Source organism: Robertkochia aurantiaca (assembly GCF_020166495.1).
GTDB lineage: Bacteria > Bacteroidota > Bacteroidia > Flavobacteriales > Flavobacteriaceae > Robertkochia > Robertkochia aurantiaca.
Window position 1 is genome coordinate 359,104 of record NZ_JAINZS010000001.1, and the last position, 17,025, is coordinate 376,128.

General features: G+C 43.9%; 14 protein-coding genes. 8 read left to right on the forward strand and 6 right to left on the reverse strand.

Annotated features, from left to right (window positions below; all coding sequences use genetic code 11):
* Nucleotides 1–39 precede the first annotated feature (39 nt).
* From K7R10_RS01645 to K7R10_RS01660, 4 genes are all read right to left on the reverse strand, one after another.
* Nucleotides 40–891 carry an SDR family oxidoreductase gene (locus tag K7R10_RS01645; RefSeq protein ID WP_224482943.1) on the reverse strand — a complete coding sequence of 284 codons (852 nt, stop codon included), beginning with the start codon at nt 889–891 and terminating at the stop codon, nt 40–42.
* Between the two features lie 14 nt (nt 892–905).
* On the reverse strand, nt 906–1,751 hold the full coding sequence (locus K7R10_RS01650) for a cupin-like domain-containing protein (protein WP_224482944.1): 846 nt from the start codon (nt 1,749–1,751) through the stop codon (nt 906–908).
* A gap of 18 nt (nt 1,752–1,769) precedes the next feature.
* Nucleotides 1,770–2,810: a cysteate synthase gene (gene capA / locus K7R10_RS01655; RefSeq protein ID WP_224482945.1), complete on the reverse strand. Its 1,041-nt coding sequence runs from the start codon at nt 2,808–2,810 to the stop codon at nt 1,770–1,772.
* Between the two features lie 65 nt (nt 2,811–2,875).
* Nucleotides 2,876–5,011, reverse strand: a complete 2,136-nt coding sequence (locus tag K7R10_RS01660) for a S9 family peptidase (protein ID WP_370631292.1) — start codon at nt 5,009–5,011, stop codon at nt 2,876–2,878.
* Nucleotides 5,012–5,079: 68 nt separating this feature from the next.
* Between K7R10_RS01660 and K7R10_RS01665 the strand changes: the two genes are divergently transcribed.
* A complete protein-coding gene (locus K7R10_RS01665) occupies nt 5,080–5,403 on the forward strand; it encodes a YbaB/EbfC family nucleoid-associated protein (RefSeq protein ID WP_224482947.1) in 324 nt (107 codons plus the stop codon).
* A gap of 111 nt (nt 5,404–5,514) precedes the next feature.
* The gene (locus tag K7R10_RS01670) at nt 5,515–5,847 is read left to right on the forward strand and encodes a YegP family protein (protein WP_224482948.1); all 333 of its coding nucleotides are present in this window, start codon (nt 5,515–5,517) and stop codon (nt 5,845–5,847) included.
* An 80-nt stretch (nt 5,848–5,927) separates the two neighbouring features.
* Here K7R10_RS01670 and K7R10_RS01675 read toward each other — a convergent pair whose 3' ends face one another.
* On the reverse strand, nt 5,928–6,959 hold the full coding sequence (locus K7R10_RS01675) for a threonine aldolase family protein (protein ID WP_224482949.1): 1,032 nt from the start codon (nt 6,957–6,959) through the stop codon (nt 5,928–5,930).
* A 14-nt stretch (nt 6,960–6,973) separates the two neighbouring features.
* On the reverse strand, nt 6,974–9,379 hold the full coding sequence (locus K7R10_RS01680) for a zinc-dependent metalloprotease (RefSeq protein ID WP_224482950.1): 2,406 nt from the start codon (nt 9,377–9,379) through the stop codon (nt 6,974–6,976).
* Between the two features lie 203 nt (nt 9,380–9,582).
* On the opposite strand from K7R10_RS01680, the gene K7R10_RS01685 reads away from it, so the two are divergent.
* The 6 genes from K7R10_RS01685 (at nt 9,583) to K7R10_RS01710 (ending at nt 17,010) form a co-directional block, all read left to right on the forward strand.
* A complete protein-coding gene (locus K7R10_RS01685; protein WP_224482951.1) occupies nt 9,583–11,055 on the forward strand; it encodes a circularly permuted type 2 ATP-grasp protein in 1,473 nt (490 codons plus the stop codon).
* A 3-nt stretch (nt 11,056–11,058) separates the two neighbouring features.
* The gene (locus K7R10_RS01690) at nt 11,059–12,006 is read left to right on the forward strand and encodes an alpha-E domain-containing protein (protein WP_224482952.1); all 948 of its coding nucleotides are present in this window, start codon (nt 11,059–11,061) and stop codon (nt 12,004–12,006) included.
* Nucleotides 12,007–12,060: 54 nt separating this feature from the next.
* A complete protein-coding gene (locus tag K7R10_RS01695; protein ID WP_224482953.1) occupies nt 12,061–12,861 on the forward strand; it encodes a transglutaminase-like domain-containing protein in 801 nt (266 codons plus the stop codon).
* A 55-nt stretch (nt 12,862–12,916) separates the two neighbouring features.
* Nucleotides 12,917–14,020 carry a peptide chain release factor 2 gene (gene prfB, locus K7R10_RS01700; RefSeq protein ID WP_224482954.1) on the forward strand — a complete coding sequence of 368 codons (1,104 nt, stop codon included), beginning with the start codon at nt 12,917–12,919 and terminating at the stop codon, nt 14,018–14,020.
* A 26-nt stretch (nt 14,021–14,046) separates the two neighbouring features.
* A complete protein-coding gene (gene arsC, locus K7R10_RS01705; protein ID WP_224482955.1) occupies nt 14,047–14,388 on the forward strand; it encodes an arsenate reductase (glutaredoxin) in 342 nt (113 codons plus the stop codon).
* A gap of 126 nt (nt 14,389–14,514) precedes the next feature.
* The gene (locus K7R10_RS01710; RefSeq protein WP_224482956.1) at nt 14,515–17,010 is read left to right on the forward strand and encodes a TonB-dependent receptor domain-containing protein; all 2,496 of its coding nucleotides are present in this window, start codon (nt 14,515–14,517) and stop codon (nt 17,008–17,010) included.
* Nucleotides 17,011–17,025: the final 15 nt, after the last annotated feature.

Here is a 17,025-nt window from a genome sequence, read left to right on the forward strand (position 1 = left end):
CAAAAATAACCAATTCAAAGCAGTTTTCACAATTTAATTTCAGCCGTTGACCAGCCTATTGAACTGTTTCTGAAACATTTTGTCCAGCATTCTGTCGGGCATCACATGAATGGCCAGCCAGAACAACCATCGTTTTGGAGCGATCAGATAGCGGGTTTTTCCCTTTTCTCCTTCAACAACTCCGTAAATCAAAGCGGCCACTTTTTCGGCATCAAGGGCTATCTTTTCCATATTTGACACCATGACCGGAAGTTTCTCATAAATCTTCCCATAAGGGGTGTCTGCATATTTTTCCTCGGTTTTACCCGATTTTGCTTTAGTCCAGATCTCAGACTTGATAGGTCCCGGTTCGATGATCGTTACCCCGATACCAAAATCAAGCAATTCCCTTCTGAGCCCGTCAGATAATGATTCCAGCGCAAACTTAGATGCAGAATAAGGCCCCATAAACGGGCGGGTGACCCTTCCCGAACCGGAACTTATATTGACGATATGCCCTTTTGGCCGGTCATTATTAAAGCCCAGTAACGGAAGAAATGCCTGGGTAACCCTTAAAACCCCCAGTACATTTACATCAAGCTGTTTTGAAAATTCTTCAGGCTCTATATAAGCCAGCGGCCCGTTGACCGAAATTCCTGCGTTGTTTACCAAAGCATCCAGGCGTGCATCACCAATAATATCATGCACCTTCGAAGCGGCTGATTCGATCGCTTCCGAATCCTGAAGGTCGAAGACCAGCGGAACAAACCGCTCACCCCATTCTTTACTGAGTTGACGGGCATCTTCTTCCTTTCTCACACTACCGAATACCCGGTAACCCTTCTTGAGAAAGTATTGTACACTTGCTTTTCCAATTCCGGAAGAAACTCCGGTAATGACGATGTTTTTCATTCAAATTATTTGAGTTATACAAGCAGGCGACTCGCATTTCTTTTCGCCTGGTTCTCTTTATATTTTTTCCAGCTTTCCCCGGCCAGGTAGTTCATACCCGTATCAACGGTGAAAAGCCTCACCAGGTTCCAAAGACCTCTTGCCTTTGTGGCCACCGAATCATTGGCCCTTAAAGCCAAAGAGAATCCGCCTTCGACATAGTGAACAAAGTGCCACCACAATTTAGGAATAAAAAGGGTTTCTCCATGCCTGATATCAGCTACCATTCCCCTGGCCTTTTCATAGGCCGGAAATTCTTCCATGTCCGGTTGTAAGACGTCGAGATGTGAATGATTCGTGAATGGCAAATGATACAACAGCTCACTCTGGTCAGGTGAAAACAGATAGAGTTTTTTACGAGTCTGGAAATGGGTCAGGAAAACGTGCGAACAATCGATGTCGTAATGCAGGTTCAGCGTAGAATCTTTTCCCCCGAAAAACATCAGGGCGAATTTCAAAAAGCCGTTCATGATTCGTGGAGTATGGTAATGCTCTGCAAGTTCAGGAGCTTCCTTCATTATCTGAAAATTGTGAAAACGAAGGTCTGTGGGCTCGTGCTCAATAATATCGAGGTATTCACCAAATCTCTTATAGGTGGCAGGCTTCATATATCCGGCTCCGGGTTCATGATATGACTTATCATACATCGGTATCATCCAGTGACCGTAACGAGACCTGAAATATTCAAAACTCCAAAGATCAGAGGCCGGCCAGTCTTTTGCCAGATCCTCAAAGATCACCGGCTTTCCCGGTTTAACATAACATTCATGAAATTCCTTACCAGAGATATTACTAACCTTATCTACAGCCTGGAATTTCATATATGTAAGCCGGTTTAATTATTTGACATACTCGATCTTTCTCTCTTCCTCAGAATTTACAGTATCAAAAAATCCCTGCTCACTCATCCAGTCATCACTGTAAATCTTACTCATATAGCGCGAACCGTGATCGGGGAAGATCATTACCACTTTGCTGTCTTTGGTAAACTCACCTTCTGCAGCCAGTTGCTTTACAGCCTGCATAACAGCCCCACTGGTATAACCAACAAAGCACCCTTCAGTTTTAGAGATCTCTCTTGCCGTATGAGCACTGTCTTCATCATTAACCTTGATGAATTTGTCTATGATCTCAAAATCGGTAGCCGTTGGGATCAGGTTTTTTCCCAGCCCTTCGATACGATACGGGTAAATCTCTTTCTCATCGAACTCTCCCGTTTCGTGATATTTCTTGAGAACCGACCCGTAGGCATCAACCCCGATAATTCTTACTGAGGGATTCATTTCTTTCAGAAAACGCGCAGTACCCGAAATCGTTCCTCCGGTTCCGCTGCATGCCACCAAATGGGTGATCTGCCCTCCGGTCTGTTCCCAGATTTCAGGCCCTGTTGATTTATAATGAGCTTCGGTATTCAGTTCATTGAAGTATTGATTTATATAGACCGAACCTTTTATCTCTTCGTGTAATCTCCGGGCTACCTGGTAATAGGATCTCGGATCATCAGCGCTGACATTTGCCGGACACACATATACATTTGCTCCCATGGAACGCAACATATCGATCTTATCTTTGGAAGACTTTGAACTTACCGCCAGTATGCATTCATAACCCTTGATTATACTGACCATAGCTATACTGAAACCTGTATTACCAGAAGTGGTTTCGATGATGGTATCTCCCGGTTTGATGAGTCCTTTTCGCTCAGCCTCCTCAATGATATGAAGCGCTATTCGATCTTTAGACGAATGTCCCGGGTTGAAAGCTTCTACTTTAGCGAAGTATGATCCATTAAATTGATCTGTAATCTTGTTCATTCTGATGAGAGGGGTGTTCCCAATCAGCTCTAAAACGTTGTTGTAAGCGTTTATTTTTTGTTCCATAGAGATGCGGGTTAGGATCAAAATTTGAGGATTTGAACCGTTGCAAATTTAGAATTTTTTTTTAATTACTCTCGTATTCCCTCAAGGTCAAGTAAAAAGGCATACTCCATCGCTACTTCCCTCAATGCTTTAAACCTCCCGGAAGCCCCGCCATGACCGGCTTCCATATTGGTATACAGGAAAAGCTTTCCATAGCCTTTTTTAACATCTCTCAACCTGGCCACCCACTTGGCTGGTTCCCAGTACTGTACCTGAGAATCATGCAGTCCGGTAGTGACAAGAAGGTTCGGATAATCCAGAGGTGCCACATTATCATAAGGGGAGTATGACTTGATATAATCATAATACTCTTTCTTATTCGGGTTCCCCCACTCATCATATTCTCCGGTGGTTAACGGAATGCTCTCATCCAGCATGGTGGTTACTACATCGACAAAGGGTACCTGTGCCACTATACCATTATAGAGTTCAGGTGCCATGTTCATCACCGCGCCCATCAGAAGTCCGCCTGCCGAGCCTCCCATGGCATAAAGGTGCTCAGGACCTGTATAATTCCTTTCGATCAGGAATTTTGAGCAATCTATAAAATCTGTAAACGTATTCTTCTTCTTCAGCAGCTTCCCCTCATCGTACCATTTCCTTCCGAGATACTCCCCTCCCCTTATATGTGCAATCGCATAAACAAATCCTCTGTCAAGCAAAGAAAGGCGCACACTTGAAAAATAGGGATCGAGGGTGGCACCATATGAACCATACCCGTATAGCAAAAGCGGGGTTTCAGAAGATAACTGTGTATCCTTTCTGTAAACCAGAGAGATTGGGATCATCGTGCCGTCTGTGGCCTTTGCCCAAAGACGTTCCTCCTTGTAATTGGATTTATTGAATTTCCCGCCCAGCACTTCCTGTTCCTTCAGAATAAATTTTGACTTCGTTTCCATATCGAACTCAATGGTACTGCTGGGTGTGGTGAGTGAGTTATATATATACCGTAATTTTTGCGTATCGAAATCGAGGTTGGTGGCTGTAAAGGCAGTATAGGTCTCGTTATCAAAGGGGATATAGTACTCAGAACTGTCTGACCATCTGATCACTCTTATCTCATTAAGTCCGTTCCTGCGCTCGCTGACCACCAGAAAATCCCTGAAGATATCGATATCTTCCAAAAGCACGTCATCGCGATGACCAATGACCTCCTCCCAATGCTCTTTTCCGGTAGTTGAGACCCGCGTTTTCATGAGCTTGAAGTTTCGGGCCTTATCGGCATTGGTGATCACATAGAAATGATCCTTATAATGTGAAATTCCGTATTCAAGCCCACGTATCCGCTCCTGGAAAACCCTGGGCTTATCCATCGGGCGGTCAGCATCTAAAATACTGTATTCGCTTGTAAGGGTGCTGCCTGATCCAAAAATGATATATTGCTGTGATTTCGATTTATAGACAAAGGCATTGAAGGTCTCGTCTTCTTCATGGTATACTACCTGATCATCTTCTACAGCAGTTCCCCAGATGTGTCGGTATATCTTGTCAGACCGAAGAGTTTGATCATCTTTACGGGTATAGAAAAGCGTTTGATTATCATTGGCCCAGGTACTGGTGCCGGTTGTATTCGTAATTTCCATGGGATAGATCTCCCCTGTTCTAAGATCTTTTATCTGAATGGTATACTGCCTTCTTCCCACCGTATCGGTTCCAAAAGCAATTAGGTTATTGTCAGGACTTACATTCAGGCCTCGCAAATTAAAATATTCATAGCCTTCTGCCAGCTCGTTACAGTCGAATAAGACCTCTTCGGTTTCATCTTCCAGCTCCTTCTTCCTGAGGTATACCGGATAATCTTCACCTTCACGGTACCGGGTTATATACCAGTATCCGTTATACTTATAAGGAACCGATTGATCGTCTTCCTTGATTCGTCCCTTCATTTCTTCAAACAGAGACTCCCTGAAACCCTGCAGATGTTGATTCATCTGTTCGTAATAATGATTTTCTCTTTCGAGATAATCGATAACCTCAGGGTTTTCTCTTTGGTTCAACCAATAATACTCATCGTACCTGATGTCACCATGCTTTTCAAGTTGTGTTGATTTTTTATCGGCCATAGGAGGCCTTAGATCGCTTTCGCTCATGTGTGCTGCTTCGTTTTGGCATGAAAATGCAAAAATACAAGCTATAGCCAAAATACCGGGGTGTATTTTCATCATTTTTAAGCATAGGTTAGCTTTACAATTTAGTAATTTTGTCAGGTATTATAACTAATATAAAGATCATGTTTGGAGATTTGATGGGTATGATGGGTAAGATCAAGGAAACCCAACAGAAAATAGAGGAAACCAAAAAGCGACTGGATACCGTAATGGTGTCTGAAGAAAGCAGCGACGGTCTGTTGAAGCTTACCATGACCGCCAACCGAAGACTGGAAAATATAAGTATCGATGACCGGCTTCTTGAAGACAGGGAGCAACTGGAAGATTATTTGGTTGTTCATATGAACAATCTGATCGAAAAGGCCGGGAAGGTGAACGAGGCTGAGTTAGGCGCCGTGGCGAAAGAAGGCATGCCCGATATCCCCGGACTCGATCTTTTTAAATAATCGTCTATGATTTCAGTATTTCATCGTTAACTCATTCATTCTTAATATTTTATTGGTTTTTTCTTTCAGGAATTTGATATATTTAAAACACCAATCAAAATATTTATTTACATGTTTGAGATATTTCAAAGCGAGAAAAACGAAAAATACTACTTTCACCTTAAAGCCAGAAACGGTCAGGTTATCCTGGTAAGCCAGGGATATACCGATAAATCAAGTGCCAGGAAAGGAGTCGAATCAGTAAAGACTCACGCGGGTGATGAATCGCGGTTTGAAAGAAAAACAGCTTCCAACGGGAAGTTTCATTTTAACCTGAAAGCTTCGAATGGGCAAATTATCGGAAGCAGTCAGATGTACACCTCTGAAGCGGGACTCGAGAACGGTATTGATTCTGTGATGAATCATGCCACAGATGCCGATATCAGAGATCTTACCACCGCCTAGGCAATCAATGTAAAGCAGAAAGGGGCCAGCCACCGGCTAACCCTTTTTACAAAGCAAAATCATTTTTCCCTCTGAAAATATTAATCGTCCAGATTTTTTAGTTTTTTGAGTAAGGTGGTATGCATCTCGTTTGTATAATCGAGATGAGTGACCATTCTGAGTTTTCCCTGTCCCATACTGATGATCCTGATGCCCTCTTTTTTCAGTTTTTCAAAGAAGCTGTTTTCATCGACTTCATCCCTCAGCTGAAAAATAAGAATGTTGGTTTCAACGGGCTCGACCTTTTTCACTATGTTAAGGGTGTTCAGCATCGCGGCTATTTCGCCGGCCTTCCGGTGATCTTCTTCCAGGCGATCCACATGATTATCGAGAGCATACAATACGGCGGCCGCCAGGTATCCTGCCTGTCGCATCCCTCCACCCAGCATTTTTCTCACTCTCAGGGCCTTGTCGATGAACGCCTGACTTCCGACCAACATCGATCCCACAGGACACCCTAAACCTTTGCTGAAGCATACAGAAATAGAGTCAAACACCTGACCATACTGCTCTGGCTTTTCATTCCTGGCCACCATGGCGTTCCAGAGTCTGGCGCCGTCAAGATGCAACCCCAGATTATTACGATCACAGACCTCTCTGATCTTTTCAATCTCTGAAAAATCATAACAGGCCCCTCCCCCTTTGTTCGTGGTATTTTCAAGACATACCAGGGTCGTAAGCGGACTGTGATAGAAATCTGGCGGATTGATTGCAGCCTCAACCTGTGATGCGGTGATCATGCCCCTGTCTCCATCGAGCAGTTTACATGAAACACCGCTGTTGAAACTCACCCCTCCTCCTTCATAATTAAAAATATGGGCATATTTGTCAGCAATAAGCTGCTCCCCCGGTTGAGTATGCACTTTTATAGCCGTTTGATTGGCCATGGTTCCGCTGGGGAAGAAGAGCGCAGCCTCCTTCCCGAACATTTTCGCAACACGCTCCTCCATTTCATTGACGGTAGGGTCTTCTTTGAATACGTCGTCTCCAACGCGGGCCTTCATCATGGCCTGCAACATTCCCTCGGTTGGCCGGGTTGTGGTATCACTGATCAGATTGATTTCTTTTTGCATTATTTCATTTCATTTCAATTCATAAAACTGCTTCCGATGGGAGATCCATCGGGAATTTTCTTTACCGGGATCAATTCGAAAAGTTCCGGTTTTTCCCTGAATCGTTCGATACGATCCAAATAAGCCTTTCTGTAAGGATAATTATCGTCTTTTTTCAATTCTGCATCGATACGATCGATCTGCTCAAGAGCAAGCCCCTGTACCTGTGGATAAGCCTCGTTATTTAAGGCCAGGTTCATAAGATGATGCAACACCCTGAAATTGACCATTTGATTTATTTCTTTGAGGTATTCATCACGCTCATCATTTTTGAAGGTCGCTTTGTATAACTCATCAAACATCTCAGCAGCTCCCAACTGATCCCGGTCTATGGATTTCTGCTGAACAAGTCGGTTCACCCGTGCCGGGTGTAATAAGAATCCAAGACTGAAGTCAGCGGCGGTCTCGGCCACACTGAAGGGATCGAAAGCTACATCCAGGCGACTTTTAAATGATTCTCTTGTTCGTGAATACCCGCGGGCTCTGGGTGGAAACAATGCCAGTTTTTCTGTAGGAATGGCAAGAATCTCAGGGTCGAGGGTTCTGAGAACAGCACGGAGAGCATCTTTCTGCATCTTACTGTCAAGAAACTCCGGACGGCTGTCTCCTCCACCTCTTACACTGTATTCATAGGTCATCCCGCCAACCAGCTTTGCAGTCGCTTCGGTTTGGTATCTGTGGAAGAAATAAAGCGGCACGAACACATCTTCAAGCACAGTGTAAGGTTCACCAATTTTAATGTTTTCCTCCGAAAAATTCTCAATAGCCTTTTCTCTGATTCTCAATACTTCTTCGAGTTCCTCGGTCGCCTCTTTTCCATTATCCCATAAATGGGCAAGGGCATGAGCACCTCCTGCAGACCGGGCATCGGAGTCAGAAATAAAAACTATATCCTTTTCCTTGGCGCGTTGTAAGATCTCATCAAGAGCCTGCTTCTCATCGGCACCTTCAGGAAAATCCTGATATGCATAAGCTACCGTGATTTTATCCCATTCGCCAATTCCGGTGTCGTAGATATTCTCAAATTTAATATCCCCGTTGTCAAGTTCATATTGCGGGTGCGGATAATCCATCACCGAAGCTCTCTCGGTAGAACTGGCAGCAAAGTTATGGGCAAATCCAAGGGTATGGCCTACCTCATGAGCCGACAGCTGTCGTATTCTCGCCAGTGCGATCTCGAGCATATCCTCATAATTCTCCTCATTTTCAGGGTAAGGACTCTCAAGCAAGGCCTGGGCAATCATGAAATCCTGTCTTATTCTAAGACTTCCAAGGCTCACGTGACCTTTAATGATCTCTCCCGTTCTCGGGTCGGTGACCGAAGCTCCGTAGCTCCAGCCACGGGTAGACCGGTGTACCCATTGAATCACATTATATCTTACGTCAAGCGGATCTGCATCATCGGGTAAGATCTCTACCCTGAACGCATTCTTATAGCCTGCTGCCTCAAACGCCTGATTCCACCATTGAGCTCCCTCCAGCAGGGCAGAACGCACCGGCTCAGGGGTACCGTTATCCAGATAATAGACAATGGGCTCGACCGCTTCACTTACAGCCGCTTCGGGATCCTTCTTCTCCAACCGGTGCCTGTGAATGAACCGCTTTACAACAGACTCCTGAACCGGCGTGGCGTAATCCATGTATGTAAAGGCATTTAGCCCGCTTCTTGGGTCATATGGCCGCATTTCAAAACCTGTGGTATCGGGCAGTTTTACGAAAGAATGATGCTGCACCACTGATACCTTACGCGGATCAGGGGCCACAGACCTGATATAGCTGCCTGAAGGCTCCCCGGTAAAAGTCAGCAAGGCCTCGAACTCTGAATTTTCAGGAAAGGAACGGGTTCGTTCCAGCCAAAGAGCACTTTTCTTTTCATCCAGGCTGTAATTTCCCTGCCTACCTGATTTGAGTCGTTGGGCCACCCCATGCATGTCTTGCATCAGGAAAGGCGTAAAATCTATAATAAAGTTTCCGTTATCAAGGGTATCTTTGATTTCAAAACCAAATAGAACCGTTTTAGCGAACGCCTGCTCTACCGAGGTTCTTTCAAGTCTGTTCTCGGTAATGGCACGATACCTGAGGTTTGGCTGCATGAGCAGCATTTTATTACCTGCTTTTTTAAAGTATACAACTTGTTCATTTCCTAATTGTCCGCGATCCAGTCCGATATCATTGCTTCCCAGTCCGTGACTAAGGGAGTAGACATACAGAAATTCTTTTTCGGTATCATCGGTCTCAAGGTATATCTTGTCTTCCGAAGCATCGTACCAGAAATCGAAAAATCCTTCGTATTTCTTCATGTCTGCCTTCTTTTCAGAGAACTGAGCCTGAAGACTGCTCATCGTAAGACATATAAGCGTCAATAAGTAATAGTATTTCATAGTTTAAGTGTTTTTGGTAGTATAAAGCCCGGCTCATGAAAAAGTTCGACTCTGAGCAGAGCCTTTTATGATGGCCTAAATTTAGCCAAAAAGTAAGAATATCACACCACCATCGTTTCAAGTGTAAGAATCAGACAATTAGTTCTAAAAGATTGAGAAAGTTGTTTTAAATAACAGAAGATTTTCCTATTTTTTATACATATATGAAAATCAAAAGCAAGCATCCGATCTTTTCTGATTATGAAAAGGACCCAAAACTCTTTGACGAAATCTTCGACGAGGAGGGAAAGGTGAAAAAAATCTACAAAAAACTATTCGAGATCTATGGAAATCATTCCATTGAAGATTTTGAAGCCCTTAATAAAAAGGCTAAAGCTTCATTCTTCAACCAGGGAATCACTTTTCAGGTCTATGATGAGCATCAGCAGAAGGAAAAGATATTTCCCTTCGATCTTTTTCCGCGTATTATTCACCCAGATGAATGGGAGATCATCGAAAAAGGCGCTTTACAAAGAAGCCGTGCACTGAATCTCTTTCTGTACGATATTTATCATGACAAGAAAATACTGAAAGACGGGATCGTTCCCATGGACCTGCTGGCTTCTTCAAAGAACTATCTGCATCAGATGATGAATATAGACCCTCCCGGAGGTATCTACAATCACATTTCAGGTACCGATCTGATCAAGCATTCAGACGGAAAATATTATGTGCTGGAAGACAATATTCGTTGCCCTTCGGGGGTAAGTTACGTGATCTGTAACCGTACAGCTCTGAAAAGAGCCCTTTTTGGTGTTTTTGACCATTACAGCACCCATACCGTAACAAATTATGCAGAAAATCTCCTGGAGATTATTGAAAGTGTCAAACCACAGGGCGTCGACCAGCCGAATTGTGTTGTGCTTACTCCGGGAATGTTCAATTCTGCCTACTACGAACATTCATACCTGGCTAAGGCCATGGGTGTTCAGCTTGTCGAGGGAAGGGATTTGTATGTAGACAATAATTTTGTGTATATGAAAACGATCAGGGGACCCGAAAAGGTAGATGTGATCTACCGGAGAGTCGATGACCTCTTTCTGGACCCCTTTGTATTTCATCCTGATTCAGCTCTGGGCGTACCCGGCCTTTTTTCAGCCTATCAGCATGGTAATGTGAACATCGTAAATGCGCCCGGCACCGGGGTGGCAGACGACAAAGCAGTTTACACCTACATGCCTGAGATCATCGATTATTATCTGGGTGAAGAGCCGATACTCAATAACGTGAAAACCTACCGTTGTGGTAACCCTGATGAATTGAAGTATGTGCTTGAACACATACCCGAACTGGTGATCAAACCGGTAGACGAAGCCGGAGGCTATGGAATATCTATCGGAAATCGCCTAAGTAAGAAGGAGATAGAAGCGGTCAAAGAACAGATCAAGGCCGACCCGAGAAAATATATCGCACAACCCATTCTTTCACTCTCTGTACATGCCACTTACATCGAAGACAGCGGTTCTTTTGAACAGCGACATATCGACCTGAGAACCTTCAGCCTGCTCGGGAAAGACAAGGAATTCGTACTGAAAGGCGGCCTGACCAGGGTAGCCCTTCAAAAGGGTAACCTGGTGGTGAATTCATCACAGGGAGGCGGATCAAAAGATACCTGGGTTTTAAAGAAATCGAAATAATATATGTTAGCAAGAGTTGCCAATAACCTGTTCTGGATGGGTCGTTATATCGAACGTTCTGAACATACAGCAAGATACACCAATGTCAATTACTTTTCATCGCTTGATGCACCTCGTCAATTATCACAGTCCCGACAATTTGTGCTCCGTTCTATACGGTTCATGACGGGAGATATGCCTGATGAGTCTGTAAAGTCTCTCGACGAAAAAGAAACCCTGTTCAATCTCAGCTTTAATCAGGATAAGAACTATTCGATCATCAATAATGTAAGGGCTGCCCGGGAGAACGCCAATAGTGCAAGGGACCTTATCTCGACCGAATTGTACGAAGCTCTGAATAAATTTTACCACTATGTGACCAATTATCCGTCTGAGGTCTTTGTATCAAAAAGCCTGTATGAATTCACGGTGTACGTAACAGAAATGTCTGCCATATTACGCAGCAAGATACATGGAACACTCCTTCACGATGAGATCTATGCCATAATCATGCTTGGCATCAACATTGAAAGGGTTACTCAATTGGTACGCATCATCAATGCAAAGTATAATGATGCCAAGAAGACCGAGAGCGATAACCCCAGGGCTATGGAAAACAGCTATGAATGGACCACCCTTCTAAAGTGTTGTGAATGTTATGACATGCACCGAAGACTGAACAGAAAGACCCCCCATCAGTTATCAACCCTGAAATTTCTGTTGCTGAACCCGAATAATCCGCGATCTGTGATGAACAGCCTTGATAAGATCTATGATCATATCAGGTTGCTGGATCCCGACGATGATCCTGATCATGAATCAACAAGATTCGTTATAGGAAAGTTGCGTTCCACTCTTGAGTTTACACATATCAGTGAGATAGGAATTGACACTGAAGGTTATATAGAAAACCTGTTGAAGAAGATCAGTGACATAAGTCATCTGATGGAGGAAGAATATTTTAATTACTAGGAAAAAATGGCATTTGAATATCAAATAAAATATCAGGCTGAAAATACATATGAAATGTCTGTATCTGAAGCCCAATGGAAATTCCTGATCATGCCCGAGAACAAGGAGCGGCAACAATTGCTGAGTTCAGAATTTTACACTTCAGAACCTTGTCATCATTATCGGGGTGCGGGTCTGTTCGGGTTCAGCAGCATTATGGTAAGCTGCGATGTACCGGTTAAGGAAATCACCTTTACCGCTGATTATCGCGTGCTGCGTGAAGAAGAAAATCCGTTCGATTTTACAGAGCAACCCCCTGCAGATCAATTCAGCGCACTTGACAGCATGGCGTTTAAAGTAGAACATATGTTGTTTCTTTATCCCACTGCCCTGACCACTCTCCCCGCTTTTTCAGAATCAGAATTCGAACCCGACAGAAAGAAATCGATCTTTGAAAACCTTCAGGACCTGAACCACTGGGTACGTTCAAAACTTCATTTTAAGCCCAATGTTACGCGTGTGGATTCTACGCTCAATGATGTACTCTCGGGTGACGGAGGCGTTTGCCAGGACTTCACCCACCTTTTCTGCGCGATGGCCAGACATCATGGCATACCGGCCCGGTATGTCTCGGGGTATTTACACCAGGGCCAGGGCTTTAGCGGAGACATGCATATGCACGCCTGGGTAGAAGCGTTTATACCCGGAAACGGATGGAAGGGCTTTGATCCTACCAATGACCTGCTTTGTGATCATCATCACATCAAGGTCTGCCACGGAAGAGATTATCAGGACTGTGCTCCTATTCGGGGAGTCATATTTACCAGCGGAAGAAACGAAACCGAATATTCGGTACAGGTACAGGCTCAACAATAGAAAAATCACCCGCTGCTATTGAAAAAAGTGTGTTACTTTTGGAAAAATTTACTGCATGATTACCACAGACCAGGTGAAAGATCTGAAAGAGCGAGTTGAGCTTCTTAAAAAATATCTCAATATCGAAGCCAAAAAGATCGAGATACAAAATGAAGAAGAGAAAACCTATGCTCCTGACTTCTGGGATAATCCCAGAGAGGCAGAAGCTATCATGCGCTCTTTGAGAACGGAGAAAAAATGGGTGGAAGATTACCGTAAAGCCAAAACGCTAACCGGTGACCTGGAAGTGCTTCTGGAGTTCTACAAAGAAGGGGAAGCCGAAGAAGAAGAGGTGATTTCTCAATACTCAACCGCTAAAGAGCAGATAGAAGCTCTGGAGTTCAGAAACATGCTTTCTGAAGAAGGTGACTCTATGAGTGCCGTACTACAGATCACTGCGGGTGCAGGTGGTACCGAAAGTTGTGACTGGGCATCAATGCTTATGAGAATGTACCTCATGTGGGGAGAAAGAAACGGGTACAAAATAAAGGAACTCAACTTACAGGAAGGTGATGTGGCAGGTATCAAGACGGTGACCCTTGAGTTCGAGGGTGATTATGCTTTCGGTTGGCTGAAGGGTGAAAACGGCGTACATCGTTTGGTACGTATTTCGCCGTTTGACAGTAACGCCAAAAGACATACTTCCTTCGCTTCGGTATATGTCTACCCCCTTGCAGATGACAGCATAGAGATCGAAATAAACCCGGCCGATATTTCATGGGATTTCGCCCGTTCAAGCGGTGCAGGAGGACAAAACGTCAACAAGGTCGAAACCAAAGCTATTCTGACCCACCACCCTACCGGAATTATTATTCACAATTCAGAAACCCGATCGCAACTTGAAAATCGTGAAAAAGCCATGCAAATGCTTAAATCACAATTGTATGAGATCGAACTCAAGAAAAGGCAGGCTGCCAAAGATGAGATAGAAGCTGGTAAAATGAAAATCGAATGGGGATCACAGATAAGGAATTACGTCATGCACCCCTACAAGTTAGTCAAAGATGTTCGAACCGGTTATGAAACCGGAAATGTTGACGATGTGATGAATGGCGGTATTCAGGAGTTCCTCAAAGCCTACCTGATGATGATGGGTCAGCAGGAAGAAAGTGAACTTTAACATTCATTAACCAAAAAAATTTAACAATGATCAGAATCTATCACAACCCCCGTTGCAGAAAGTCAAGGGAAGGCCTTAACCTGGTTGAAGAATCAGGTCAGAAATACCAGGTGATCAAGTATCTGGAAGAGGTGCCTGATGAGGCCGAAATCAGGGAGCTCCTCGAGTGTCTTGAACTGAAGCCTATACAGCTGATACGCAAGAATGAAGCCGTCTGGAAAGAAAAATTCAAAGGCAAAGATCTTACCGATGAAGAGATCATCAAAGCCATGGTCGATCACCCAAAACTGATCGAAAGACCCATCGTTGTAAAAAACAAAAAAGCGGTGCTCGGAAGACCTCCTGAAAACATAAAAGAATTGCTGTAAACAGTATTCAAAACCGGTCTGAGACCGGTTTTTTTTTAACTTCTCCTTAACCCCGCGGAATATGCTAGCCGGTTACTTTTGGTGGCGAGAAAAGTACAATAGAAATAGCCATCAACTGACAACTAAATGAAGTTAAATCTCTACCCAGTATTATTATTAATTCTATTCATCTTTACATTTCCTGATTTTTCTATTGCGCAAAGTGCACCCGGTGAGGTGCAACGTCAGGCAACGATCACGGGAACCATAGTCGATAAGGACAACCGTGCACCGCTTGAATATGCGACCGTGGTCTTAACCAATACGGAAACACAGGATGTTACGGGGGGCGTTACAGGTCCCGAGGGTACTTTCGAAATCGAAGCCCCCGCCGGAACCTATAATGTCAGGTTCGAATATATCTCCTATAAGCCCGTCGTCATGGAGAATCAGCAACTGAAGGGAAAAAGGGACTTCGGAATAATCTCTTTAGCCCTTGATGTCGCGCAGCTTGAAGCGGTTGAAGTAACCGGGGAACGAACTACGGTAGAAGTCAGACTGGATAAAAAAATATACAATGTTGGGAAAGACCTGACCACCAGTGGCGCTGTGATCACCGATGCACTTCAGAACATTCCTTCTGTAGCAGTTGATGTAGAGGGAAATATCAGTCTGCGCGGTAATGAAAACGTTCGAATACTGATCAATGGCCGCCCTTCTGCACTTGCCGGTTTTGGTTCAACTGAAGCCTTGCGTCAATTACCTGCTGATGCCATTGAGCGGGTGGAGGTTATTACAAGTCCTTCAGCTCGTTATGATGCGGAAGGTACTGCAGGTATCTTAAACATTATTTTGAAGAGAGAAAAGACCCTTGGGGTGAATGGAACCGTAAACATGAATATCGGTTATCCTGCCTCCGGTCAGGTTACTTCTAACTTTAATTTCAGAACCGATAAGTTCAATATATTCAATACCCTCGGTTATTCCTACAGAGAACCGCCAGGAAACGGATTCTTCGACAACCAGTACTTTCAGGGTTTATACAGTAGAATTATCGAAGATCGTGCTATCAACCGGCGTGATAAAGGTTTTAATATCAACCTGGGAGCTGAGTACTTCATTACAGAAAAACAATCGGTAACGGCCAGCTTCTTCACCAGGCTGTCTGACGAACAAGACAATACCACCAACGATACGCAGCGATTCATCGATGGTGACCTGGCTACCAGTACCCTAAGAAGCGAAACCGAGAACGAGGATGACAAAAGCTGGCAGGTTTCCCTGAATTACAGAAACCGATTCAATGATGACGGACATCAACTTACAGCAGACCTGCAATATTCTTATGATGACGAAGATGTAAATACCGACATATTCGAAAACAATACTTTCCCAAATGACCTGTTGGTAGCCCAGGAAAGAGTTTTTGAAACTGAAAAACAGGATGACTGGCTTATTCAAGCTGATTATGTTCTTCCAATGGGTGATCGACAATTTGAGGCGGGTTACCGGGGTACCTTTGAGACCGAAGTGAATGACTATCAGCTCGATTCGCTTGACCGTGCATCGGGGGAATTCGTCACGAATCTTAATCTTACCAATGTATTTACATATACAGAAAATGTGAATGCTTTTTACACCCAGTATGGAGACAAATTTGGCAAGTTTCAGGTACTTCTGGGGTTAAGACTGGAAAACACCCAACTGAAAGGAAAAGTCGAATCTGATATTCCTGATGCCAATCTCGAAGAAGAACTGGGATTTGATTTTGACACAGATTTCGACAGAAATTATTTGGGTCTGTTCCCAACAGTGAATCTGGTATATGAGTTCAATGAAAGAGAAAATATCAGTTTAGGATATAACCGGAGGATTAACAGGCCCAGAGGATGGTTCATCAACCCCTTCCCTTCACGATCGAGCCGTACCAATATCTTTCAAGGTAATCCTGATCTCGATCCGGCATTTGCCAATGCCTTTGATTTAGGCTATCTAAGAAGATGGGAAAGTATAACACTTACCGGTTCCGTTTATTATCAGCGAGAAACGAATTCCTTCGAGAGGATTCAGGAAGATACCGGGGTGACGACTCCTGACGGAATCAATATTATCAGGACCATCCCGATAAACTTATCAACTAATCAGCGATATGGGGGTGAAACGGGAGTGTTGTGGAATCCTTCAAAAAAGCTTCGATTTAATGGTAGTTTCAACATTTTTAAATTCATTACCGATGGTTTCTACAACGGTACTGATTTCGGTGCTGAAAACCTGAGTTACTTTGCTCGGTTCAGCTCAAAGGTTACTCTGCCCGCTAAAATTGAATGGCAAACCAATATGTTTTATCGCGGACCGAGCCAGAATGCTCAAACAGAAACGGAAGGAATATTTTCATTGAACCTTGCTTTGAGCAAAGATGTACTGAACGACAATGGCACCCTTACTTTCAATGTAAGTGACCTGTTCAATTCCAGAAAGAGACGTTCTTTCACCGTTACAGATCAGTTTATTTCCGACAGCGAATTTCAGTGGAGAGAACGACAGTTTACGCTTTCATTTATATATCGGTTTAATCGTTCTAAAAGAGACGATGGTCGCGGTCGCCGAGGAGAAGATTACGATGATGATGGTGGCGAGTTCTGATTACTGGGCTTACTC